The sequence below is a fragment of the Arsenicitalea aurantiaca genome, assembly GCF_003994485.1.
In the GTDB taxonomy this organism is placed as follows: Bacteria; Pseudomonadota; Alphaproteobacteria; order Rhizobiales; family Devosiaceae; genus Arsenicitalea; species Arsenicitalea aurantiaca.
In genome coordinates, this window is record NZ_RZNJ01000007.1 from 33,206 (window position 1) to 56,076 (window position 22,871).

Annotated in this window: 22 protein-coding genes; 15 read left to right on the forward strand and 7 right to left on the reverse strand. The window is 66.4% G+C overall.

Going from position 1 to position 22,871, the window contains the following annotated elements; all coding sequences use genetic code 11:
- The first annotated feature begins 57 nt into the window (after positions 1-57).
- The 6 genes from EMQ25_RS16240 to rsmA all read left to right on the forward strand — a co-directional run bounded on the left by EMQ25_RS16240 (position 58) and on the right by rsmA (position 7,366).
- Positions 58-1,155, forward strand: coding sequence for an LptF/LptG family permease (locus tag EMQ25_RS16240; RefSeq protein ID WP_158626116.1), 1,098 nt, complete (start codon positions 58-60; stop codon positions 1,153-1,155).
- On the forward strand, positions 1,152-2,222 hold the full coding sequence (locus tag EMQ25_RS16245; RefSeq protein ID WP_127189663.1) for an LptF/LptG family permease: 1,071 nt from the start codon (positions 1,152-1,154) through the stop codon (positions 2,220-2,222). The genes EMQ25_RS16240 and EMQ25_RS16245 overlap by 4 nt, the downstream gene beginning before the upstream one ends.
- 23 nt (positions 2,223-2,245) lie before the next feature.
- Entirely contained in the window at positions 2,246-4,507 is a 2,262-nt protein-coding gene (locus tag EMQ25_RS16250) for an LPS-assembly protein LptD (RefSeq protein ID WP_158626117.1), read from the forward strand.
- Positions 4,508-4,586: 79 nt separating this feature from the next.
- The gene (locus tag EMQ25_RS16255; RefSeq protein ID WP_280177646.1) at positions 4,587-5,495 is read left to right on the forward strand and encodes a peptidylprolyl isomerase; all 909 of its coding nucleotides are present in this window, start codon (positions 4,587-4,589) and stop codon (positions 5,493-5,495) included.
- Positions 5,496-5,507: 12 nt separating this feature from the next.
- Positions 5,508-6,521, forward strand: a complete 1,014-nt coding sequence (gene pdxA / locus EMQ25_RS16260) for a 4-hydroxythreonine-4-phosphate dehydrogenase PdxA (RefSeq protein WP_127189666.1) — start codon at positions 5,508-5,510, stop codon at positions 6,519-6,521.
- Positions 6,518-7,366, forward strand: coding sequence for a 16S rRNA (adenine(1518)-N(6)/adenine(1519)-N(6))-dimethyltransferase RsmA (gene rsmA / locus EMQ25_RS16265; protein WP_127189667.1), 849 nt, complete (start codon positions 6,518-6,520; stop codon positions 7,364-7,366). The genes pdxA and rsmA overlap by 4 nt, the downstream gene beginning before the upstream one ends.
- 9 nt (positions 7,367-7,375) lie before the next feature.
- On the opposite strand, the gene gmk is transcribed toward rsmA, so the two are convergent.
- The 7 genes from gmk to fabD form a co-directional block, all read right to left on the reverse strand.
- Positions 7,376-8,014, reverse strand: coding sequence for a guanylate kinase (gene gmk / locus EMQ25_RS16270; RefSeq protein ID WP_244606626.1), 639 nt, complete (start codon positions 8,012-8,014; stop codon positions 7,376-7,378).
- A gap of 8 nt (positions 8,015-8,022) precedes the next feature.
- Positions 8,023-8,925, reverse strand: coding sequence for a YicC/YloC family endoribonuclease (locus EMQ25_RS16275; protein ID WP_204570077.1), 903 nt, complete (start codon positions 8,923-8,925; stop codon positions 8,023-8,025).
- Between the two features lie 2 nt (positions 8,926-8,927).
- On the reverse strand, positions 8,928-10,070 hold the full coding sequence (gene mltG / locus EMQ25_RS16280) for an endolytic transglycosylase MltG (RefSeq protein ID WP_127189668.1): 1,143 nt from the start codon (positions 10,068-10,070) through the stop codon (positions 8,928-8,930).
- Positions 10,071-10,155: 85 nt separating this feature from the next.
- Positions 10,156-11,418, reverse strand: coding sequence for a beta-ketoacyl-ACP synthase II (gene fabF, locus EMQ25_RS16285; protein WP_127189765.1), 1,263 nt, complete (start codon positions 11,416-11,418; stop codon positions 10,156-10,158).
- A 29-nt stretch (positions 11,419-11,447) separates the two neighbouring features.
- Positions 11,448-11,684 (reverse strand): acyl carrier protein, encoded by a 237-nt coding sequence (locus EMQ25_RS16290; protein WP_127189669.1) that lies wholly within the window; start codon positions 11,682-11,684, stop codon positions 11,448-11,450.
- A gap of 210 nt (positions 11,685-11,894) precedes the next feature.
- Entirely contained in the window at positions 11,895-12,632 is a 738-nt protein-coding gene (gene fabG, locus EMQ25_RS16295) for a 3-oxoacyl-[acyl-carrier-protein] reductase (protein WP_127189670.1), read from the reverse strand.
- A 27-nt stretch (positions 12,633-12,659) separates the two neighbouring features.
- Complete coding sequence (gene fabD / locus EMQ25_RS16300; protein ID WP_127189671.1) at positions 12,660-13,601, reverse strand: ACP S-malonyltransferase; 942 nt, start codon at positions 13,599-13,601, stop codon at positions 12,660-12,662.
- Between the two features lie 358 nt (positions 13,602-13,959).
- Here fabD and rpsF point away from each other — a divergent pair, with 358 nt between their 5' ends.
- The 9 genes from rpsF (at position 13,960) to EMQ25_RS16345 (ending at position 22,858) form a co-directional block, all read left to right on the forward strand.
- Positions 13,960-14,349, forward strand: a complete 390-nt coding sequence (rpsF, locus tag EMQ25_RS16305) for a 30S ribosomal protein S6 (RefSeq protein WP_127189672.1) — start codon at positions 13,960-13,962, stop codon at positions 14,347-14,349.
- A gap of 22 nt (positions 14,350-14,371) precedes the next feature.
- Positions 14,372-14,626 (forward strand): 30S ribosomal protein S18, encoded by a 255-nt coding sequence (rpsR, locus tag EMQ25_RS16310; RefSeq protein WP_127189673.1) that lies wholly within the window; start codon positions 14,372-14,374, stop codon positions 14,624-14,626.
- Positions 14,627-14,721: 95 nt separating this feature from the next.
- Positions 14,722-15,342, forward strand: coding sequence for a 50S ribosomal protein L9 (gene rplI, locus EMQ25_RS16315; protein ID WP_127189674.1), 621 nt, complete (start codon positions 14,722-14,724; stop codon positions 15,340-15,342).
- Between the two features lie 285 nt (positions 15,343-15,627).
- Positions 15,628-17,115 carry a replicative DNA helicase gene (locus EMQ25_RS16320; RefSeq protein ID WP_127189675.1) on the forward strand — a complete coding sequence of 496 codons (1,488 nt, stop codon included), beginning with the start codon at positions 15,628-15,630 and terminating at the stop codon, positions 17,113-17,115.
- Positions 17,115-18,251 (forward strand): alanine racemase, encoded by a 1,137-nt coding sequence (gene alr, locus EMQ25_RS16325; RefSeq protein ID WP_127189676.1) that lies wholly within the window; start codon positions 17,115-17,117, stop codon positions 18,249-18,251. The genes EMQ25_RS16320 and alr overlap by 1 nt, the downstream gene beginning before the upstream one ends.
- An 86-nt stretch (positions 18,252-18,337) precedes the next feature.
- A complete protein-coding gene (radA, locus tag EMQ25_RS16330) occupies positions 18,338-19,726 on the forward strand; it encodes a DNA repair protein RadA (protein ID WP_127189677.1) in 1,389 nt (462 codons plus the stop codon).
- 121 nt (positions 19,727-19,847) lie between these two features.
- The gene (locus tag EMQ25_RS16335; protein WP_127189678.1) at positions 19,848-20,474 is read left to right on the forward strand and encodes a CvpA family protein; all 627 of its coding nucleotides are present in this window, start codon (positions 19,848-19,850) and stop codon (positions 20,472-20,474) included.
- A 161-nt stretch (positions 20,475-20,635) separates the two neighbouring features.
- Positions 20,636-22,120 (forward strand): amidophosphoribosyltransferase, encoded by a 1,485-nt coding sequence (purF, locus tag EMQ25_RS16340; protein ID WP_127189679.1) that lies wholly within the window; start codon positions 20,636-20,638, stop codon positions 22,118-22,120.
- Positions 22,121-22,123: 3 nt separating this feature from the next.
- A complete protein-coding gene (locus tag EMQ25_RS16345) occupies positions 22,124-22,858 on the forward strand; it encodes an SDR family NAD(P)-dependent oxidoreductase (RefSeq protein WP_127189680.1) in 735 nt (244 codons plus the stop codon).
- Positions 22,859-22,871 lie beyond the last annotated feature (13 nt).

Consider the following 22,871-nt stretch of genomic DNA (forward strand, 5'->3'; position numbering starts at 1 on the left):
GCATGGACAGGCGAGCCGTTGCACGGTGCCGGCCGCCCTCACCCCCTCGGAGACCCGATGAACCGGCTCGGCGCCTATCTGCTTGGGCTCTTCACGCGCGAAGCCGCCATGCTGTTCGCGGTCGCGGCGGTGCTCGTCTTCCTCATCCAGTGCCTGCGGATCTTCGACCTCGTCTCAGTGCGCGGACAGGGGCTCTGGACCCTGATGGGACAGGCCGTGCTGACCATGCCCGCGCTGGCGGTGATCTTCCTTTATCTCTGCACCGCCATCGGTCTGGCGCGCGCGCTTCGCGGGCTGCAGGCGAGCCATGAGCTCGCCGTCATCCATTCCAATCGCCGCGTGCCTGCGCTCATGGGCGCGATCGGGCTCTTCACGCTTGCCGCGACGCTTCTCGTGCTCGTGCTCTCGAGCATCGTGCAGCCCCTCGCGCAGCGCCAGTACAATGCGTGGTCGGCGGCGATCACGGCTGACCTCGTCGGCCGATCGCTGGCGCCCGACCGGTTCACCGAGATCGTGCCGGGTGTGATCCTCTCGATCGGCGGGCGCGAGGCGGACGGCACGATTACGGACTTCTTTGCCGACGACATGCGCGATCCGCAGATGCGCCGCACCTATATCGCCAGAAGTGCGCTGCTCGCGACCGACGAGGACGGCTTCGTGCTGCAGCTGCGCGATGGATCGGTCGAGTACATGACGGCCGAAGGGGAATTTTCGCGGGTCGCGTTCGGGGGCTATGACGTCGCCCTCGAACAGCTGACCGAGCCGGTGGAGCGGGATCGCAGCTATTCGGAGCGTACGAGCCTCGACATCATCGCGTCGGTCGCCCGCGGAGAACCGTTCGAGCCGCGCGCGCAGTTCGAGATCGCGACGCGCCTCGGCGAAGGCCTTCGGGTCATCACCTACTGCCTTTTTGCCACTGCGCTCGCAGCCTTTCCTCATGGCAGACGGCGGGGCGGCCGCATACCGATCGAGCTCGTGGTGCTCTCAGCCGCCTTTCTGGAGCGCAGCGTCAACGAGGCGCTGCCCGTGGCGGGCGCCCTGCGCGAGGTCGCGGGCGCCCTCCTCTTCTTCACGATCGCGCTCGTGCTCGTGCTCGTTCGGTTGCGCGCCTACCTGCCCGGCCGCGTGCCGGTCCGTCGGGAGAGCGGCGCATGAGCCGCATCGACCGCATCATGCTGGGCCGGATCATGGGCCGGATCGGGGTGACCGTTCTGGTCTTCTTCGGGCTCATCATCCTCATCGAATCGCTCGATTTCTGGCGCTTCACCTACCTCTCGGAACTCGGGGGCCCGCTGCTGGGCACGCTCGGCATCCTTGCCGGCTCGAGCCGCTGGGCGATCAAGACGCTGAGCGTAACGGTGCTGCTGGGCGCCATCATCGGCATTCTGGATCTCAAGGCGCGGCGTGAGCTGACGGTCATCTCGGCGAGCGGCATCTCGATCTGGCGGGTGCTGCGCGCGCCGCTGATCGCGCTCGTTCTCATCGGGCTTGTGGTCGGGGTGTTCGCCGAATCGGCGTCGGCACGCCTCAACCGCGACCTCAGCCCGCCCCGCTCCCAGGCGCAGGGCGCGCTGACCGCCGACGGCGCCCTCTGGCTCGTGCAGAGTGCGGCGGGAAGCGACTATGTGATGGTCGGGCGCAATGTTGAGCCGGGTGGCACAGCCCTCGGCGACGTCACGATCTTCATGACGGGGGCCGCCGACGCCGTGCGCATCACGGCGAGCCGGGCAGTGCTGGGTGCAGGCGCGTGGATGCTCGAGGATGCGATCCGGTTTACGCCCGAGGCGCTGCCACAGCGGCTGGGGGATGCCAGCATCGCAACCGCGAGCACGCCCGCAGACCTGCAGGTCAAAGTCGCCTCCACGGCCGACCTCACCTTCTTCGAGCTCGCCGCGGCGCTCGCCTCCGATCTCACTGACCCGGTGCTGCGCGATGCGGTGCTCACGCGCTTTCTTCGACTTGCGAGCATGCCGCTGATGCTCGCGGGCTCGCTCTTCATTGCCTTTGCATTTACCGCCGGTTATCGAAGGACCAATACATATGGGGGGACGGTGTTCTCGGGCATCGTTCTGGGCTTCGTGGTGTTCGTGATCACCGAAATGGCGGATCTCGCCGGATCGGCTGGCGTACTCGATCCCACGCTGGCAGCACTTGGGCCGGCCTTGACGGCAATCGTCGTGGGCGTCACGGTGCTGCTCTACAGGGAAGACGGGCAAGCGTGATGTTGCGCCGTGACTTGAGTATCGTGTCGTCACTGCGCCTGGCCGGCCTTGGCTTGGGGCTCGCCATGGGCATGGCAAGCGCCGCTTTTGCCCAGGGCCTCGTGCCCCCGGGCTTCTTCGATCGGGTACCGCCCGGCACCGGCGGGCAGGCCGCGATCGAGGCCGATATCCTCAGCTATGACGGCCGTACGCAGACCATCAGCGCCGAAGGCGGCGTGGTGATGGTCTATGAAGGCTATACCGCCCGCGGCGACCGCGTCGTCTACAATCAGGGTTCGGGCGAGGTGCGGCTCGTCGGCAATGTGGTCGTGCTCGATCCGGACGGCAATCGCTACGAGGCGGACAGCGTCGAGGTGACGGGCGGCATGCGGCAGGCCTTCCTGCGGTCGCTGACGATCACGACCGCCGACGGCGCAAGGATCACCGCCGAAGACGTGCGCTATGCCGACGCCCTCGAGACGATCCTGACTGAGGCGACCTACTCCCCCTGCGGGCTCTGCATCGACAGCAAGGGGCGCCGCATCGGCTGGTCGGTGAAGGCTGCGCGCATCGTCTATGACCGCGAGAACGCGACGATCGCCCTCGACGAGCCGCAGCTCTCGCTGCTCGGGGTTCCGGTTGCGTGGCTGCCCTTTCTCGTGCTGCCCGATCCCAGCCAGCCGCGGCTGACTGGCTTCCGCACCCCGCAGATCGCTTTTGACGAGCAGACCGGCGCATCGCTCGAAGTGCCCTATGCGGTCGCACTGGGGGCCGATACCGATCTCGTCTTCTCTCCCAGGCTGATGTCCCGACAGGGCCTGCTGCTCGGAGCCGAAGTGGTGCATCGCTTCGCCTTCGGCGAGGTGGATGCCAAGGCCCATGGGGTCTATCAGCTCGACCCCGACGCTTTCGCGGGCGAATTGGGGGATCGCGAATGGCGCGGGGCGATCCAGACGTCTGGCCGGTTCACCCCCGCCGAGACCTGGACCGCGGGCTGGACCCACACTGCGTTTTCGGATGCAGGCTTCCTGCCCGATTACAGGCTCTCGGAAGACGACTATGTGGTAAACGAGATCTACGCGACGCATCTGAGCCGCGACCATTATCTCGACGCTCGGGTGCAGGATTTCCTCTTGCTGGGCGAAGATGTCAGCGGAGCCGACCAGGCCGGACAGGGCCGCGCCCTCCCCGTGATCCGCGGCGCGAGCGTGACCGACCTGCCCGATGGCTGGGGGCAGCTGCGGCTCAATGGCAGGCTGCTCGCTGTCGATCGCAGCGCCGATCACATCGTGACTGCCAATGGCGTCGACTATGTGCTCGGCCATGAGGGGCGCAAGGTGCATGTGGCGCTCGAAGGCGCGTGGCAGAACCAGTATGTCGTTCCGGGCGGCGTGCTCGCGACGCCCTATCTGGGGCTGCGCGCGGACGCGGCAAGCTATGACGGCGCGGGCGGGGATTTCAGCGGCAGCGAGGTTTCGCTCCTCGAGGCGACGCCGATCGCGGCGATCGACGTGCGCTGGCCGCTCGTTGCGCGCAACGGCCTCGACAGCCATTTGCTCGAGCCCATCGCGCAGCTCGCCTATCGCGGGAGCGCGACGAGCCCCGTCGGCATCACCAATGACGATGCCCAGAGCTTCGTCTTCGATGACACGAACCTCTTTTCCTACAATCGCTTTTCCGGCTTCGACAGGCAGGAGACCGGGCTCAGGGCGACGCTGGGCGGGCGCTATCTCGCCAATTTCGCCGATGGGACCTGGCTCGAGCTGATCGGCGGGCAATCCTTCCATCTGGCGGGCGAGAACGCGTTCGCCGAAGCGGATCCGGCGCTTACCGGGGTCGGCAGCGGGCTTGCGGGGGATGCGTCCTATATCGTGCTCGGGGCACGCGGCGCGCCTGTTGCAGGCACGATGCTCGGGGCGAAGGTGCAGCTCGATCCGGCCGATGCGCGGATCGCGCGGGCGGGGCTCGGGGCGGCCTATGAGCGCGACGGCTATGCGGCCGGGGTCGATTATCTCTACCGCCCCGCCGATTCGGCGCTCGGGCAGGACGAGGACCAGCACGAGATAGCCGGACGCGTCGGCGCGCCGCTGCCGATCGACTATTGGCGCGCGACGGCCGGGCTCGCCTGGGACCTCAGCGCGCAGACCTGGCTGGAAGCCAATGCGGGGCTCGTCTATGATGACGGCTATCTCGAATTCGGGGCGGAGGGGACGATCACGGGTCCGACCCATCGCACGCCGGACGATTTGCGGTATACGGTCAACTTCCGGCTCAAGAGCCCATCGGGCGACGTTCTGGGCTTCTGACGCGGGCGGGCTGCTCCGGCACACGGATTTTGGCCGCATTTCTGGACAACAGAGTCGCCTTCAAACGGGCACTCAAACGATTGGGATGACGATCATGGTTCGCATGCTGGCCGCTCTGGCTCTGAGCCTCACGATGATGATGGGGATGGCCGTTCCGGCGAGCGCCGCGAGCGTGGTTGCTTCGGTCAACGAGCAGCCGATCACAGACCTTCAGCTGAACGCGCGGCTTCGGCTCTACGAGCTCGAGGGGCGCAGCGGGCGCAATGCGGCGCGCGACGAGCTGATCAACGAGGCGCTGCAGATGCAGGAAGCCCGCCGGCTGGGCATCGAAGTCACCGATGCCGAGGTGAGCCAGGCCATCCTCAACGTCGCGCGGAACCTGCGCGTCAGCCCCGAAAACCTGCGCGAGATCCTGAGCTCGCGCGGCGTCAACATCTCGACCCTGCAGGACCGCATGCGCGCTGCCATCGCCTGGAGCAAGGTGACGCAGGCGGCCGTTGTGCCGCGCGTGCAGATTTCGGATGTCGAGCTCGAGCAGCGCGCCGTGGGCCAGGTCAGCGAGGCCAACAGCTTCGACTATATCCTCAAGGAAGTGCTCTTCATCATGCCGGGCGGCCAGGGCAATGCCAGCGCCCGCACGGCCGAGGCCAATCGCTACCGCTCGAGCTTTGCGGGCTGCGACACCGCAGTGCAGCGCTCGCTGAACTTCACCGACGCGGCGGTGCGCGACATCGGCCGGCGGCATGCAACGCAGCTGCCCGAGGCGATTGCGAGCGAACTGGCCGGCATCAATGTCGGCGGCATCACCCGTCCTCGTGTGGTCGAGAACGGCGTGTCCATGCTTGCCGTCTGCCAGAAGGCGCAGGCGCGTGACACGACCTTCATCAAGAACCAGCTTCGCCAGGAAGTGGGCAACGAGCAGCTGCGCGCCGAAGCCGACAAGTACCTCGCCGAGGTCCGTTCGCGCTCCAATATCGTCATCCGCTGATCGGACGCTTTCATGATCGATGACCATGCGGCGCCCCTGGCCGTCAGCATGGGCGAGCCGGCGGGGATCGGGCCGGACCTGATCCTCAGACTGTTCAGCGAACGCAAGGGCGGCGAGGTGCCGCCCTTCATCGTTTACGGCAACGCCCAGTTTCTGCGCGAGCGCGCAAGCCGCCTCGGGCTCTCCATCGAAATCGTCGGTGCGCGGCCTGGCGCGGCGGGCGTGATCTTTCCCCATGCCCTGCCGGTCTGCGATGTCGAAGGCGATGTTCCGGACACCCCCGGGGAGCCGCAGGCGGGCTCGGCAAGCGTCGTGATCGAGGCGATCGCGGCGGCTGTTGCCGATACGCGGGCGGGCGCGTGCCGTGCCGTCGTCACCGCGCCGATCCACAAGGCGGCCCTCTATGGTGCCGGCTTCAGCCATCCGGGCCATACCGAATACCTCGCAGCCCTCTGCGCCACGGATGGCGTCACGCCGCTGCCCCTGATGATGCTCGCCCATGAGGATCTGCGCGTCGTTCCGGCAACCATCCACGTGCCGCTTCACGAGGTGCCCAAGCTGATCACGACGGAACTCCTCATCGAAACCGGCCGCATCCTCTCGCGCGACCTCGCGCACCGCTTCGACATTGCGGTGCCCCGGATCGCCTTTGCGGGGCTCAACCCGCATGCGGGCGAAGCAGGCACGATCGGGCTCGAGGATCGCGACATCATCGCGCCTGCCGTAGCGGCACTCGAGGAGGAAGGGATCGCCGTCCAGGGCCCCTTCCCCGCCGATACGCTCTTTTATCCGCCGCACTGGCGGCAGCACGACGCCATCGTCGCGATGTATCACGACCAGGCGCTGATCCCGATCAAGACCGTGGCGTTCGACAGCGCCGTCAACGTGACGCTGGGGCTGCCGATCGTCCGCACCTCGCCCGACCATGGCACAGCGTTCGACCTTGCCGGCACGGGACGTGGCTCTGCCGCCAGCTTCCGCGCCGCGCTCAAACTGGCCGACAGGATGGCGGAGGCGGGCCGATGAGCCGCATCGACGATCTGCCGCCCCTACGCGAGGTGATCGCCACGCACGGGCTGATGGCCAAGAAGGCGCTGGGGCAGAATTTCCTCTTCGATCTCAACCTTACCGCGCGCATTGCCCGTGTCGCGGGCCCGCTCGAGGGCGTGACGGTGATCGAGGTCGGCCCCGGACCGGGCGGGCTGACGCGCGCGCTGCTGGCCGAGGGCGCCGGCAAGGTGATCGCGATCGAGCGCGATGCGCGGGCCCTGCCCGTGCTGGCGGAAATTTCGGCGGCCTATCCCGGCCGGCTGGAAGTGATCGAGGGCGATGCGCTTGAGATCGACTACGCCGCCCTCGCCTCCGGACCGACGCGGATCGTCGCCAACCTGCCCTACAACATCGCGACCCCGCTTCTGACAGGCTGGCTCGCCGCCAATCCCTGGCCGCCCTATTTCGAGAGCCTGACGCTGATGTTCCAGCGCGAGGTCGCCGAACGGATCGTCGCGAAACCGGGCGACAAGCCATTCGGGCGGCTGGGCGTACTTGCCGGCTGGCGGACCGAGGCGAGGATCGCGTTCAATGTCGACCGCAACGCCTTCACCCCGCCCCCGAAAGTGACCTCGTCGATCGTGCATCTGAAGCCCCGTCCTGTCGATCCGGCGCTTGGCGTTCGGGATGTCGAGACGGTGACGAAGGCCGCCTTCGGGCAGCGGCGGAAGATGGTGCGGCAGAGCCTCAAATCGCTCGGGGTGCCCGTCGAAGGCCTGCTCGAGGCCGCCGGGCTCAAGGGCGACGAGCGCGCCGAAGACCTGCCGATCTCCGCATTTCTTGCGATGGCGCAGGCGCTCGGACCCCTGCGGCGGGGCTGACCGGACTTCTCAAAGAGAATCGATCTGGTTCTGCAAGTCCTTGACGAAATTATCCAATTGCGTCAGGCGCCGACGTTCCAGCCGGGCAGAGGCGAGGATGGAGCGCACCTTCTGGGTGGAGTTCTCCAGATCCTCATTGACGATTATGTAGTCGTATTCGTTGTAGTGGGCCATTTCGAGCTTGGCGTTGCGCAGGCGCTTTTCGATCGTCCCCACACTGTCCTGCGCCCTGCGCTCGAGCCGGGCGCGCAGCTCCTTGATCGAGGGCGGCAGGATGAAGACCGTCACCATGTCCGCGCGGCACCGCTGGTAAAGCTGCAGCGTGCCCTGATAGTCGATGTCGAACAGGATATCATTGCCGGCCGCGAGCTGCTCTTCGACATGCGCCCGAGGCGTGCCGTAGAAATTGCCGTGCACTTCGGCGGATTCCAGCAATTCCCCGTCCTGGCGCATGCGCTCATAGGTCGGGACGTCGATGAAATGGTAGTGCTTGCCGTCAACCTCGTCGGTGCGGCGGGCGCGGGTGGTGACCGATACCGAAAGCCTGATGTTCGGATCCTGACCGAAAAGCGTGCGCGAGATGGACGATTTGCCCGCCCCGGATGGCGATGCGATGACCAGCATGACGCCGCGGCGTGCGAACTCCATCTGTGCCCCTATTCGATGTTCTGGATCTGCTCTCGTAGTTGATCGATCGCCGCCTTCAGGTCAAGCCCGATGGCCGTCAGTTCCACCGCGCTCGCCTTGCTGCAGAGGGTATTGGCCTCGCGGTTGAACTCCTGCGAGAGGAAGTCGAGCTTGCGCCCGATCGCGCCGCCACCGGCGAGAAGCTGGCGGGCCGCAGCGACATGGGCCGAGAGCCGATCGAGCTCCTCCCTGATGTCGGCTTTCGTCGCGAGGAGAAGCGCCTCCTGCGCTAGCCGCTCCTCCCCGATCTCTCCTACCGTGCCGAGAAGGTCCGCGATCTGGGTTCGAAGCCGCTCGAGCACCACCTCCCGCGCGCCGGCGGGGTGGGCTTCCGCCGCTGCGGTCAGAGCTTCGATGGTGTCGAGATGCGCTGCGATCACCGGCAGCAGGCGCGCGCCCTCTTCCCGGCGGCTGGTGACGAGGCCGGCAATAGCTTCACCCGCGACGGCCAGCACCGCCCTATCGATTTCGGCCTCAACCGCATCGTCGAGACGCGCTTCGCTCAGTTCTAATACGCCCGGCAGCGCCAGGATCGCCTCAGGCGTGGACTTTGCGAGATCGAGCCGGCGATTGAGGGCGGTGATCGCCGCGATCACCGTTTCGAGCGCCCGCGGGTTGACGATGACATCGCCACCGGCTGTCCGCCGCTCGACCGACAGGGAGAGATTAATCGCGCCGCGCGTGAACGCCGTGCCAAGCAGGCGGCGGAGTTCGGGCTCGAGCCGCTCGAGGCCCGCCGGCAGGCGAAGCCTTATGTCCAGCCCGCGGGCGTTGACCGAACGGATTTCGCAGGCAATCGCCACGCCTGCCCGCTCCGCGCCCGCGCGACCATAGCCGGTCATGCTGGCGGGAGGCGTGGCAGCGGAGCCCATAGTCACGGAGCGGCGTCTTCGAGGACTTCGGCCGGCACGTCCTCGCCCGCTTCGGCGGCCTCGGCTGCCTCCACCGCATCGCGGGCGGCGTTGGATTCCTGCTCGGCGGCGCTGGCGCGCTCGGCTTCGATCCGACGCCAGTTGGCGACGTTCTGGCGATGCTCGGCATAGGTCCGCGCAAAGGCGTGCCCGCCCGTGCCATCGGCGACGAAGTAGAGATATTCGGTCTCGTCGGGATTGGCCGCTGCACGGAGCGATTCGATGCCGGGATTGGCGATCGGGGTCGGGGGCAGCCGATCGATCTGATAGGTGTTGTAAGGCGTGCGCTCGTCGATCTCGGAGCGCCTCAGGCCGCGCCCGAGCGTCCCCTGCCCCTGGGTGATCCCGTAGATGATGGTCGGATCGGACTGCAGGCGCATGCCGCGGCGAAGCCGGTTGACGAAGACGGACGCCACCTGGCGACGCTCGTCGGCAACGCCGGTTTCCTTCTCGATGATCGAGGCGAGGATGACCAGTTCCTCGGGCGTTTCGATCGGCAGGTCCGGATCGCGGCTCTCCCAGATGTCCGCCAGCGCTGCGGCATGGGCTTCCTGCATCTTCTCGAGGACGGAGGCGCGGGTGTTGTTGCGGTCGTAATTGTAGGTCTGGGGCAGGATGGTGCCCTCAGCGGGCAGGCTCGCGATCTCGCCGACGAGATTGCTGTCGGCGTTGAGCCGCTCGACGACCTGCCAGGAGGTGAACCCCTCGGGGATCGTCACCGCATACTGGATCGGGCTGCCCTCGGTCAGCTCGCGCAGGATATCGGACATACTCGCACCGGCCGGGATGCGGAATTCGCCAGCCTTGAGGTCGCCCTGACGGCGCAGCGCGAGGCTGCCGAGCTGGAAGATGTAGCGGTTGGAGATGATGCCCTGGTCCTGAAGACGCTGGGCGACCATGTTGAGCCCCGAGCCACGCTCCACCGTGAAGCTCGTATCCTCTGCGACCGAGCTGGCCGAATAGAATTGCTGTGCCCCGAACAGCACCGCGCCGCCGGCAAGCAGCATGCCGATGACGATCAGCGTCAGGAGCGCATTCAGGATTTCGAGGAAGCCGTTGCGCCTGCGCCGTGGCTTTTTTTCGCGCTTCTGCTGGCGGTCGTTCATCGTGGGGCAAACCTCTTCATGGTGCGCGACACTCGGCGGCGGACCGTGCAGATTTCAAGGCAGGATGGCCCGAATATGGCGGTGTTCAGTTCACCCTGCGGAAGATCAGCGACGCGTTGGTGCCGCCAAAGCCGAAGGAGTTGGAGAGCGCCACGTCGATCGTGCGCTTGCGCGCGGTATTGGGGACGAGGTCGATCTCGGTCTCGACCGATGGATTGTCGAGATTGATGGTCGGCGGCGCTACCCCATCGCGCATCGCAAGGAGCGAGAAGATCGCTTCGGCCGAGCCGGCGGCGCCGAGCAGGTGGCCGATGGCCGATTTGGTCGAGCTCATCGAGGCCTTGCCGGCGGCATCGCCCAAAAGGCGCGTAACGGCGCCGAGCTCGATCTCGTCCCCGAGCGGGGTCGAGGTGCCATGAGCGTTGATGTAGTCGATGTCGCCGGCCGAAATGCCGGCGCGCTTGAGCGCGGCCTGCATGCAGCGATATCCGCCATCGCCGTCGGGCGAAGGCGCGGTGATGTGGTAGGCATCGCCCGAAAGGCCGTAGCCGATGAGCTCGCCATAAATCTTGGCGCCACGGGCCTTGGCCCGCTCGTAGTCTTCGAGCACGACGATACCGGCACCCTCGCCCATCACGAAGCCGTCGCGGTCCTTGTCATAGGGGCGCGAGGCCTTTTCGGGGGCATCGTTGAAGCCGGTGGACAGCGCACGGCAGGCTGCGAAGCCGGCCATGGAGATCCGGTTGACCGGGCTCTCGGCGCCGCCCGCGACCATCACGTCGGCATCGCCGAGCGCGATCAGCCGGGCCGCGTCGCCAATGGCGTGCGCCCCGGTGGAGCAGGCAGTGACGACGGAATGGTTGGGACCCCTGAGGCCGAACCGGATCGAGACATGGCCAGAGGCCAGGTTGATCAGGCGACCGGGAATGAAGAAGGGGCTGATCCGGCGCGGCCCCTTTTCGTGCAGCGTCACGGAGGCATCGTAGATCCCCCCGACGCCGCCGATGCCCGAGCCGATCAGCACGCCGGTGCGTTCCTGCTCTTCGGGCGTGCGGGGCTCGACGCCGGCATCCGCTATGGCCTGCGTGGCCGCAGCCATCGCAAAGACGATGAACGGGTCGACCTTGCGCTGCTCCTTGGCCTCCATCCATTCGTCCGGATCGTACTTCCCCTCCGCATAGGCGCCGAGGGGAATACGACAGGCGATCTGGCAGGCGATGTCGTCCACCTGGAAATCATCGATGCGTTTCGCACCGCTCTTTCCGGCGAGGATATTGCTCCAGCTGGAGTCGATGCCGCAGCCCAACGGGCTGACCAACCCCATGCCGGTGACGACGACGCGGCGCAGTTCCATGCGATCGAACCCGGTAGCTCGTGTTAGCCGACGGCCTTGGTGAGGAAGGCGACCGCATCACCGAAGGTCTGGATACTTTCGGCGGCGTCATCGGGGATCTCGACCGAGAATTCTTCCTCGAACGCCATCACGAGCTCGACCTGATCGAGCGAGTCGGCGCCCAGGTCATCGATGAAGCTGGCCTTCTCGGTGACTTTCTCCGCATCCACGTTGAGGTGTTCCACAACGATCTTGCGGACGCGATCAGCGATATCGCTCATATTTACTTTCCTTTTAGCGGGCTATTGGTTCGTTGTTGTCTGCCCCGCGCTGCACGTGTGCACGACACGGGGACTATTCAAAACTGACTGTAGGCGGGCGCTTCGTTGCCCGCAAGTGAGCCGCTCGCCGTCGATCAGCGGCGGCAGTACCACACTTCCTATGGTTTGGCCATAATCGGCAAACTCGCCTTTTTCAAGCACATAGACGCTTCAGACCATCACCATTCCACCGTTCACGTCGAGGGTGTGGCCGGTGATGTACCCGGCAGCGTCGCTCGCCAGGAAGACGGCACAACCCGCCACTTCGGCGGCCGTTCCGAGCCGGGCGGCGGGAATCGTCGAAAAGATGGCCTCACGCTGCTTGTCGTTGAGCTCGTCGGTCATGGCGGAGGCGATGAAGCCGGGCGCGATGGCGTTGACGGTGATGTTGCGCGACGCGACTTCCTGCGCCAGCGCCTTGCCCATGCCGATGAGCCCTGCCTTGGAGGCGGCGTAGTTGGCCTGGCCGCCATTGCCGACGACGCCGACGACCGAGGAGATGTTAATGATGCGGCCGAATCGCTGCTTCATCATGCCGCGCAGGGCCGAACGGGAAATGCGGAAAGCGGCGGTGAGGTTGACCGCGATCACGTCGTCCCATTCCTCGTTCTTCATGCGCATGAAGAGATTGTCGCGCGTCATGCCGGCATTGTTGACGAGAATGTCGAGCCCGCCGAGCGCGGCTTCGGCCGAGGGCACGAGCTTGTCGACCGCTTCAAGGTCCGAGAGGTTGCAGGGCAGGATCGGGCTGTCGCCCCCGATCTCGGAGGCGACAGCCTCTAGCGCCGGCACGCGCGTGCCGCTGAGCGCCACACGTGCGCCCGCAGCGGTCAGCGCCTTGGCGATCTCGCTGCCGATGCCGCCGCTGGCGCCGGTGACGAGAGCGCGTTTGCCGGTAAGATCAAACATTTGGGGTGTCCTTGTTCGGAAACGGATTCAGCTTCGCGCCGAAAGATAGGCCTCGATGTCGGCCGGCGTATTGAGGGCGGTGGCCGTGGCCCCGGGGGCAATGCGCTTGGCGAGCCCGGTCAACACCTTGCCGGTCCCGAGTTCGTAGAGGGCGTCCACCCCGCCCTCTCCTGCAAGCCAGGAGACGCTTTCCGTCCAGCGGACCATGCCCGTCACCTGCTCGACGAGGAGTGTGCGGATTTCGGCCGGATCGGTCACGGGGCGCGCCCGGACATTGGCGACGAGCGGCACGACCGGCGCGGCCATCTCGACTTCGGCGAGCGCGGCCGCCATGGCATCGGCAGCCGGCTGCATCAAGGAACAATGGAAAGGGGCACTGACCGGCAGCGGCAGCGCACGCTTTGCGCCACCGGCCTTGGCAGCCGCCATCGCCGCCTCGACGGCGGCAGCCGTGCCCGAGATCACGACCTGCCCCGGCGCGTTGTCATTGGCCACGTCACAAACGCCGCCCGCTTCGGCAGCGATCGCCCTCACCGCCTCGAGATCGAGCCCGAGGATCGCGGCCATCGCGCCCTCGCCCACCGGCACGGCTCTCTGCATGGCCTCGCCGCGAATGCGCAGGAGCCGCGCCGCATCAGCAAGAGAGAACGTGCCGGCAGCGCAGAGCGCCGAATATTCCCCGAGCGAATGGCCGGCGACGAAATCAGCCGCGTCCCGGAGGCTCACCCCGCGCGCTTCGAGCACGCGCACAACGGCGACGCTGACGGCCATCAGGGCCGGCTGGGCATTCTCGGTGAGGCGCAGCGTCTCGTCGGGCCCCTCGAACATGATCTGCGAGAGGGACTGGCCGAGCGCGGCATCCACCTCGTCGAACACGGCGCGGGCCTCGGGGAAAGCCTCTGCGAGTTCGCGGCCCATGCCGACAGCCTGGCTGCCCTGGCCGGGAAAGGTGAATGCGCTTTTGCCCATGAAGCCCTCTTGAAAATGGTTTCGGTGCGGATGCCGCTCCGTGCTGCCCCCGTTGCGGCTGGCGTTTGCCCCGTGACGGCACAATATGTCAAGCATGTGACCCCGGCGCCAGCCGAAGGGGCCGGCGCCCGTGCCTACGAAAGGGTTTCGGCTTGCTTTCGGGGCGGTTTCAGCCTATTTGCACGCCTGCATTCGTCGGCCGGGGGCTGAACGGAGGGTCCGCCATTGGCGGATAGGGCAATCGCCCGGCCTCCCGTGTTCCCGCTCTTTAGAAGAACGCTTTGTCGCCTTTCCGGGCTTCAAAGGGGCTCCGCGCCGAAGAGTGTGCAGTGAAACAAGAGATTCAGAAAGGCGGCTCATGGCCCTCTATGAACACATCTTCCTCGCGCGGCAGGACGTTTCCGCCCAGCAGGTGGAAGAGCTGACCAACACGCTGACCGAACTGCTTTCGAGCAATGGCGGCAAGGTCACCAAGACCGAGTACTGGGGGCTGAAGTCCCTCTCCTACCGCATCCGCAAGAACCGCAAGGCCCATTACTCGCTGCTCAACATCGACGCGCCGCACGCCGCGGTCGCCGAGATGGAGCGCCAGATGCGCATCAATGAAGACATTCTGCGCTTCATGACCGTGCGCGTCGACAAGCACGAGGACGGCCCCTCGGCCATGATGCAGAAGCGCGACGACCGCGAGCGCGGTGATCGCGGTGGCGACCGCTTCGGCGGCGAACGCCGTCCGCGCCGGTTCTGAGCGTCAAAAGGAGATCTAGACCATGTCAATTCGTGACCTGACCACCACCCAGACGCGTCGCCCCTTCCAGCGCCGTCGCAAGACCTGCCCGTTCTCGGGCCCGAACGCACCCAAGATCGACTACATGGATGTGCGTCTGCTGCAGCGCTACGTGTCCGAGCGCGGCAAGATCGTGCCGAGCCGCATCACGGCCGTTTCGGCCAAGAAGCAGCGCGAGCTGGCCCGCGCCATCAAGCGCGCCCGCTTCATCGGCATCATGCCCTACGCGGTGAAGTAATCTTCCAGCGTGCCCGCAAGGGCCGCAGGCTGGGGTCGCGAATGGGTCGCGGCCTCTAACCGCCCACGAGGCGGGACAGCATCAGGAGTTATGCAATGAAAGTCATTCTGCTCGAGCGCGTTGGCCGCATGGGCCATATCGGCGACGAAGTGAACGTGAAGGACGGGTTCGCCCGCAACTTCCTCCTGCCCCAGGGCAAGGCCCTGCGCGCGACCGAAGCGAACCGCAAGCGGTTCGAGGCCGAGCGCCAGACCATCGAGAAGCGCAATGACGAGCGCCGCGAGAAGGCCGCCGGCATCGCATCGGGCCTCAACGGCCGCACCGTCACCATGATCCGTCAGGCCGGCGAGACCGGCCAGCTCTACGGTTCGGTGTCCTCGCGCGACGTCGTGGAAGCGCTTGCCGCCGACGGTTTCACCGTCCAGCGGTCTCAGGTCGATCTGATGAACCCCATCAAGACCGTCGGCCTGCACTCGGTTGCGCTCAACCTCCACGCCGAAGTCGAAGTCACCGTCACCGTCAACGTCGCCCGCTCCGAGGACGAGGCCGAGCGCCAGTCGCGTGGCGAGGACCTCACGGTCCAGAGCTATGACGATGACGAGGATGACTATGCATTCGGCGGCGAGGCCGAAGGCGCCGAGGAAGACGCCGAAGGCGTGACCTCCGAGGAAGCCGGCGAAGTCGCCGAAGAGACCGAGCGTCAGGAAGACGCATAAGCGTCATCCCCGCACCCGCATCGGAAGGCCGGGCCCGTCTGGACCCGGCCTTTTTCTTCATCATGCCGCCACACGCTGTTTAAACGGTGACATCGAGGTACGCCGGGATTCGCAAGCAGGAAACGTAAACTTGCCCGTTATCCCCCCTGATCACATCAGGTTGTCCAACGGATGACGAATTTGCGTCGGTGTGTCCCTCGAACAATTGTCGAAGCCCCGCGGCCGGTGCGATCTAACAAGACGACCTAGGGCACGGCCTCGCGTGGCATCGCCAAGGAGGATGAGATGGCCGACAACGTTGCCCGCCTGCGCCCCGAGGAAGAAAAATCCTTCCGGCTCGCCCCGCACAACATCGAAGCCGAGCAGGCGCTGCTGGGCGCGATCCTCGTCAACAACGAGGCCTTCTACCGGGTGTCGGACTTCCTCGATGCCAGCCATTTCTACGAGCCCATCCACCGCGAGATCTACGAGGTCATCGCCAAGGTGATCCGCGCCGGCCGCACGGCGACCCCGATCACGCTCAAGACCCATCTGCCCGAAAACCTCGTGGCAGACGTCACCATGTCGCAATATCTCGCCCGGCTCGCGGCGGAGGCGACAACCGTCATCAACGCGGCGGATTACGGGCGGGCGGTGCACGACCTCGCCATCCGGCGCAATCTCATTCTCGTGGGCGAGGATATGGTGCAGACCGCCTATGAGGCGGATGTCGAGACCACTCCCGCAGTCCAGATCGAGAACGTCGAGAAGGCGTTGTTCGAGCTCGCCGAGAAGGGCCGCTATGACGGGGGGTTCCTGCCCTTCAACGAAGCGCTGAAACACGCCATTACCATGGCCGGCGAGGCCTATAGCCGAGACGGCACGCTCTCGGGCACGGCGACCGGGCTCGTCGATCTCGACCGGCTGATGGGCGGGCTGCAGCGCTCGGACCTCATCATCCTCGCGGCGCGCCCGGCCATGGGCAAGACCTCGCTCGCAACCAACATCGCCTTCCACGTCGCCAAATCCTGGCGCTCGGAAGTGACGCCCGATGGGCACACCAAGACCATCGATGGCGGCCAGGTCGGGTTTTTCAGCCTAGAAATGAGTTCCGAACAGCTCGCCACCCGTATCCTTGCCGAACAGGCCGAGATTTCCTCCTCGGACATCCGGCGCGGCAACATCCATGAAAGCCAGTTCAACAAGCTGGTCGACACCTCCAACCTCATGGCCTCGGTGCCGCTCTATATCGACGATACGGGCGGTCTCAGCGTCGCGCAGCTCGCCGCGCGTGCGCGCCGGCTCAAGCGCCAGCGGGGGCTCGACCTCCTGATCGTCGACTATCTGCAGCTGCTGTCGGGCTCGTCCAAGAAGGCGAGCGAGAGCCGGGTGCAGGAGCTGACCGAGATCACGACGACGCTCAAGGCCCTCGCCAAGGAACTCGAAGTGCCCATCATCGCGCTCAGCCAGCTCAGCCGGCAGGTGGAAGCGCGCGAGGACAAGCACCCCCAGCTTGCGGATCTTCGCGAATCCGGCTCCATCGAACAGGACGCGGACGTTGTGCTCTTCGTCTATCGCGAGGAATACTACCTCAAGAACAAGGAACCCAAGGAGGGCACGCCCGAACATCTGGCGTGGCAGGGGGAGATGGAACAGGTGCATGGACGGGCCGAAGTGATCATCGGCAAGCAGCGCCACGGCCCTACGGGCACGGTGCAGCTACAGTTCGAGGCGCAATTCACCCGGTTCGGCAATCTGGCGCGCTCGGATTACCTGCCCGATCGGATGGAGTGATGGCGCCCGCGTCCCCGACCGGCCTCGGCGGCCGGCTCAGCATCGATCTGGGCGCGCTGCAGCGCAATTGGCGTGCGCTCGACAAGGTGAGCACCGGCGCCCTCACCGGCGCGGTGGTGAAGGCGGACGCCTATGGCACCGGGCTCGTTGCGGCCTGCCGGGCGCTCTATGCGGCGGGCGCGCGCTTCTTTTTTGCCGCGACGCCCGACGAAGCGGTCACTGTGCGTGCCACCCTGCCCGATGCGCATGTCTTCGTGCTCGACGGGCTTTTTCCGGGCGCGGCGAGGCTTTATGTGGGCGAGCGGCTCATGCCCGTCATCAACTCGCTGCCCATGCTGGAGGAATGGCTCGAAGCCTGCCTCTCGCGCAACGAGGCCCTGCCGGCCGCCTTTCATTTCGACACGGGGATGAACCGGCTCGGCTTCCGGCTCAATGAAGCGAGCATCGTCAAGCGGCTGATCGAGCAGATCGGCTATCAGCCCCAGATGATCATGAGCCATCTGGCCTGCGCGGACCAGCCGAGCCATGAGAAGAACCGGACCCAGCTCGCGCTCTTTTCGGCGCTCTTGCAGCAGTTCCCCAACATCCCGGCCTCGCTCGCCAATTCGGCGGGGCTGATGACGGGCCGGGAAAAGCACTTCCAGATGGTGCGGCCAGGCATCGCGCTCTATGGCGGACGCGCCGTGGCGGGCCGGCGCAATCCTATGTCGCAGGTGGTGACGCTCGAGATGCCGATCCTCCAGATGCGCGAGGCACGCACGGGCGAGACGGTCGGCTATGGCGCGAGCCAGACCCTCACCCGCGACAGCCGCCTCGCAGTCGTCGGCATCGGCTATGCGGACGGGTTCCTGCGCAGCCTTTCGGCCAGCAATGCCCGGCTCGGGGGACGGGTCGCCATCGGAGGGCGGATCGTGCCCGTGGTCGGACGCGTCTCGATGGACATGGTCGTCGTCGATGTCACCGACCTCGCCGACCAGCCCCCGCGCCCCGGCCAGATGGTCGAGATTCTGGGGCGGACGCTCGGCGTCGACGATCAGGCCGACGCCGCCGGCACCATCGGCTACGAGATGCTGACCAATCTGCGGCTCGCCCGCGCGACGCGCAGCTATTTCGGCGCCGAGGGGCTTGGCGGCTGAAGTCCGTTCCTCTTTCGTTCTTGATCAGCTGCCGCCCCTGCGCTAGGAGCTAGCTGCCGACCGCCCGAACCGAGCAGGAGAGAGTCTTGGCCAAATCACGCAGCAGTTTCGTCTGCCAGGCCTGCGGCGCGGTCAGCACGCGCTGGCAGGGGCGCTGCGATTCGTGCGGGGAATGGAACACGCTCGTCGAGGAACTGGTCGAATCGGGGGTGGGCGCGGGCCCCAGATCGGCCATCGCCGGCGGGCGCCCCGTGGACCTCGTCCCGCTCAAGGGCGAGATCGAGAGCGCGGCGCGGATCGAGACCGGCCTCCGCGAGCTCGATCGGGTGACGGGCGGCGGGTTCGTCAAGGGCTCGGCCGTTCTGGTCGGGGGCGATCCGGGCATCGGGAAATCGACCCTGCTCCTGCAGGCGGCGGCGGCTCTGGCGGCGCAGGGCAAACGCGTCATCTACGTTTCGGGCGAAGAGGCCATTGCCCAGATCAGGCTGCGCGCGCAGCGGCTGGGGCTCGGCGAGGAGCAGGTGCTGCTCGCGAGCGAAACCAATGTCGAGATCATCCTCGCAACGCTCCAGCAGGGCTCGGCGCCCGATCTCGTCATCATCGATTCCATCCAGACCCTCTGGACCGACCGCGTGGAGAGCGCCCCTGGCACCGTGACGCAGGTGCGCACGAGCGCCCAGGCGCTGACGCGCTTTGCCAAGAAGAGCGGTGCGGCTGTGGTGCTCGTCGGGCACGTGACCAAGGACGGACAGATCGCGGGGCCCCGGGTGGTCGAACACATGGTCGATGCGGTGCTCTATTTCGAGGGCGATGCCAGCCACACCTTCCGCATTCTGCGCGGCGTGAAGAACCGCTATGGGGCGACCGACGAGATCGGCGTCTTCGAGATGACCATGCTCGGGCTGCGGGAGGTCGCCAATCCTTCGGCCATCTTCCTCGACCAGCGCGACGAGGGGGCTGCAGGATCGGCCGTCTTTGCCGGGATGGAGGGGACGCGGCCCCTGCTCGTCGAAATCCAGGCACTGGTCGCGCCCTCCCCGCTCGGCACGCCGCGGCGTGCGGTCGTGGGGTGGGATTCGGCCCGCCTCTCGATGATCCTTGCCGTCCTCGAGACGCGCTGCGGGGTGAGGATCGGCGCCAACGACATCTATCTCAACGTCGCGGGCGGGCTGAAGATCAACGAGCCGGCCGCCGATCTCGCCGTCGCCGCCGCACTCATCTCCTCGCTGACCGATGCGCCGCTGCCTGCCGATGCGGTCTATTTCGGCGAGGTCTCGCTCGCGGGGGGCATTCGCCCGGTCGTCCATGCCGGGCTGCGCCTGCGCGAGGGCCAGAAGCTGGGATTTTCCGCGGTCGTCACCGGCCGGCTCGGGGCCGGCGACAAGCCCGACGGGCTTCGGGTCTCCGAAGTCTCGACGCTCGCCGAGCTCGTCGGCGACATCGCGGCCCGGGGGCGGAAACGGGCCGAAGAGTGAGCATCGCCCGCCCTCGCCATGCTTTTGGTGAACATCGCCCATGCCCCGGGCCTGCGCCCTTGGCATCGCGGGCAGAAGCGGCTAAACGGAGCCAAAGCAAAGCCATGGGCGGACTTAATCCATGTTGACCGCATTCGACGTCGGCGTCGGCGTCCTCGTACTGATCTCGGCCATACTGGCGACCGCGCGTGGTTTGACGCGCGAAGTCCTGTCGCTGGCAACCTGGGCCGGTTCGGCTGCGGTCGCAATCTACATGTGGCAGTACCATCCCGAAATCGCGCGCGGCTTCATCGCCGAGCAGCTGATCGCGGATGCGGCGACGGTGGTCGTCAGCTTCCTCGTCTCGCTCATCGTGCTTCACCTGCTGACCATGCGGATCGCCGATTTCGTAGTCGACAGCCGCATCGGGCCGATCGATCGCACCTTCGGGTTCCTGTTCGGGCTGGCGCGCGGGCTCTTGATCGCGATCGTCCTCGTCATCTTCGGCCAGTGGCTCTTCCGTGATCGCCTGCCGGACTGGGCCGCCCAGGCCCGCTCGCTGCCGATCCTGTCGAGCATGGGCGACAGCCTCATCGACATGCTGCCCGAAGACCTCGAGCGGCAGGTGACCGACATCCTGCAGCGCGGGGGCGGCGATGCCGATCTGGGCGAAGAACCGATGCCCGATACCGCTCCGCAGAACGGGGTGCCGCCCGCACCCCAGCCGCAGGGCGAAGAGCTTCCTCCGCTCGACCAGACGCAGATCTGACGGCCTGACGGAGCCGTGATCGGATCGACGGCCGGCGGACGCGATTGCGCCCAAAGCTGGGTCTAAGCGCAGTGCCCTGCGCGGCCCGGCCACGCGGCGGCGAAACCGACGGCCCATGACCCGGGCTGAAGACTGGAGACACCATGTCCACGGCAGGCAAAATGGCGACTAGCTTCGATCTCGATCTCGACGGGGATACCCTGCATGAGGAATGCGGGGTGTTCGGCATTCTGGGGCATCCCGATGCATCGGCCCTCACAGCACTCGGGCTGCATGCGCTGCAGCATCGCGGGCAGGAAGCCGCGGGCATCGTCTCGTTCGACGGGCGGCAGTTCCATTCCGAACGCCAGCTCGGGCTCGTCGGCGATCATTTCACCAATCCGATGACGCTGGCGCGCGTGCCCGGCAACATGGCGATGGGCCATGTGCGCTACTCGACCACGGGCGAGACCATTCTGCGGAACGTGCAGCCGCTCTTTGCCGAACTCGAGGTCGGTGGCATCGCCATTGCCCACAATGGCAACCTCACCAACGGCCTGACGCTTCGGCGCCGGTTGATCGCGCAGGGCGCGATCTGCCAGTCGACATCCGACACCGAAGTGGTGCTGCACCTGATCGCAAGGTCCCAGCGCGCCTCGTCCTCGGACCGGTTCGTGGATGCACTCGGCGCGATCGAAGGCGCTTATGCCATGGTCGCGATGACCCGCACCAAGCTCATCGGCGCGCGCGACCCCAACGGCATTCGCCCGCTGGTGCTGGGAGAGCTGGACGGTAAGCCGATCTTCGCCTCGGAGACCTGCGCGCTCGACATCATCGGCGCCAAGTTCATCCGCGATGTGGAGAACGGCGAGGTCGTGGTCTGCGAGATCCAGGCCGATGGCACGATCACCGTGGAATCCTACAAGCCCTTCCCGCCGCGCCCCGAGCGCATGTGCCTGTTCGAATACGTCTATTTCGCCCGTCCCGATTCCATGGTCGCCGGCCGCAGCGTTTACGCCGCCCGCAAGGCCATGGGCTACAATCTCGCGCGCGAGGCCCCGGTCGAGGCCGATGTCGTGGTGCCCGTGCCCGATGGAGGGACGCCGGCCGCCATCGGCTATGCGCAGGCGAGCGGCATCCCGTTCGAGCTCGGCATCATCCGCAATCACTATGTGGGCCGCACCTTCATCGAGCCCACCCAGTCGATCCGCGCCTTCGGCGTCAAGCTCAAGCATTCGGCCAATCGCGCCGAGATCGAGGGCAAGCGGGTGGTGCTGGTGGACGATTCGATCGTGCGCGGCACGACGTCGGTCAAGATCGTGCAGATGATCCGCGATGCGGGCGCCCGGGAAGTGCATATCCGCGTCGCAAGCCCGATGATCTTTCATTCCGACTATTACGGCATCGACACGCCGGACCCGGAAAACCTTCTCGCGAACCAGCATCCGGACCTGGCCTCGATGTGCCGGTTCATCGGGGCGGATTCCTTGCAATTTCTGTCGATCGACGGGCTCTACGAAGCCGTCGGTGGCGAGAAGCGCAATCCCAAGGCGCCCCAGTTCACCGACCATTATTTCACGGGCGATTATCCGACCTCGCTCACCGATCTCAACGGCCGCGCCAAGAACGAGCCAAAGAAGATCTCCCTGCTCAAGGAAGCCGGCTAATAGATGACTGAAGAAAAGACACTTTCGGGCAAGGTGGTGCTCGTCACCGGCGCGTCGCGCGGCATCGGCTATGCGGCCGCACGCGAAGCGGCCCGGCGCGGGGCACATGTGATCGTCGTCGCGCGCACGGTGGGCGGGCTCGAGGAGCTGGATGACGAAATCCAGGCGCTCGGGTCCACCACCACGCTCGTGCCGCTCGACCTGGCGGATGGCGACGCCATCGACCGGCTGGGCGCGGCGATCTTCGAACGCTGGGGCATGCTGGACGGGCTCGTGGGCAATGCAGGCCAGCTCGGCACGCTGAGCCCCCTCGCCCATGTGACGCCCAAGGAATTCGACAAGGTCTTTTCGCTCAACGTCACGGCAAACTATCGGCTGGTGCGCTCGACGGACCTGCTGCTGCGCCAGTCGAGCGCTGGCCGCGCCGTCTTCGTCTCCTCCTCATCGGCGCATACGGCCAAGCCCTATTGGGGCCCCTATGCGGCTAGCAAGGCGGCGCTGGAAGCGCTGGTGAAGAGCTATTCGGGCGAGATCGAGCAGACTTCCGTGCGCGCCAACGTCTTCTATCCGGGCCCGGTGCGGACGGCGATGCGGGCCCGCGCCATGCCCGGAGAAGATCCCGACACCCTGCCGCTGCCGGCCGACATCGCCGGCCAGCTGATCGACATGATCGAACCCGGCTTCACCCGCAACGCGTCCCGGTTCGACGTTCGCGAAGGCGTCTGGTCCGAGCTCTGAGCGAAGGGCCCGG

What these genes read in the sequence shown, in the direction of transcription:
- EMQ25_RS16240 (WP_158626116.1), top strand. Translation starts at nt 58, where the DNA reads ATGAACCGGCTCGGCGCCTATCTGCTTGGGCTCTTCACGCGCGAAGCC.
- EMQ25_RS16245 (WP_127189663.1), top strand. Translation starts at nt 1,152, where the DNA reads ATGAGCCGCATCGACCGCATCATGCTGGGCCGGATCATGGGCCGGATC.
- pdxA (WP_127189666.1), top strand. Translation starts at nt 5,508, where the DNA reads ATGATCGATGACCATGCGGCGCCCCTGGCCGTCAGCATGGGCGAGCCG.
- rsmA (WP_127189667.1), top strand. Translation starts at nt 6,518, where the DNA reads ATGAGCCGCATCGACGATCTGCCGCCCCTACGCGAGGTGATCGCCACG.
- gmk (WP_244606626.1), bottom strand. Translation starts at nt 8,014, where the DNA reads ATGGAGTTCGCACGCCGCGGCGTCATGCTGGTCATCGCATCGCCATCC.
- EMQ25_RS16275 (WP_204570077.1), bottom strand. Translation starts at nt 8,925, where the DNA reads ATGGGCTCCGCTGCCACGCCTCCCGCCAGCATGACCGGCTATGGTCGC.
- mltG (WP_127189668.1), bottom strand. Translation starts at nt 10,070, where the DNA reads ATGAACGACCGCCAGCAGAAGCGCGAAAAAAAGCCACGGCGCAGGCGC.
- EMQ25_RS16290 (WP_127189669.1), bottom strand. Translation starts at nt 11,684, where the DNA reads ATGAGCGATATCGCTGATCGCGTCCGCAAGATCGTTGTGGAACACCTC.
- fabG (WP_127189670.1), bottom strand. Translation starts at nt 12,632, where the DNA reads ATGTTTGATCTTACCGGCAAACGCGCTCTCGTCACCGGCGCCAGCGGC.
- fabD (WP_127189671.1), bottom strand. Translation starts at nt 13,601, where the DNA reads ATGGGCAAAAGCGCATTCACCTTTCCCGGCCAGGGCAGCCAGGCTGTC.
- rpsF (WP_127189672.1), top strand. Translation starts at nt 13,960, where the DNA reads ATGGCCCTCTATGAACACATCTTCCTCGCGCGGCAGGACGTTTCCGCC.
- rpsR (WP_127189673.1), top strand. Translation starts at nt 14,372, where the DNA reads ATGTCAATTCGTGACCTGACCACCACCCAGACGCGTCGCCCCTTCCAG.
- rplI (WP_127189674.1), top strand. Translation starts at nt 14,722, where the DNA reads ATGAAAGTCATTCTGCTCGAGCGCGTTGGCCGCATGGGCCATATCGGC.
- EMQ25_RS16320 (WP_127189675.1), top strand. Translation starts at nt 15,628, where the DNA reads ATGGCCGACAACGTTGCCCGCCTGCGCCCCGAGGAAGAAAAATCCTTC.
- alr (WP_127189676.1), top strand. Translation starts at nt 17,115, where the DNA reads ATGGCGCCCGCGTCCCCGACCGGCCTCGGCGGCCGGCTCAGCATCGAT.
- EMQ25_RS16335 (WP_127189678.1), top strand. Translation starts at nt 19,848, where the DNA reads ATGTTGACCGCATTCGACGTCGGCGTCGGCGTCCTCGTACTGATCTCG.
- purF (WP_127189679.1), top strand. Translation starts at nt 20,636, where the DNA reads ATGGCGACTAGCTTCGATCTCGATCTCGACGGGGATACCCTGCATGAG.
- EMQ25_RS16345 (WP_127189680.1), top strand. Translation starts at nt 22,124, where the DNA reads ATGACTGAAGAAAAGACACTTTCGGGCAAGGTGGTGCTCGTCACCGGC.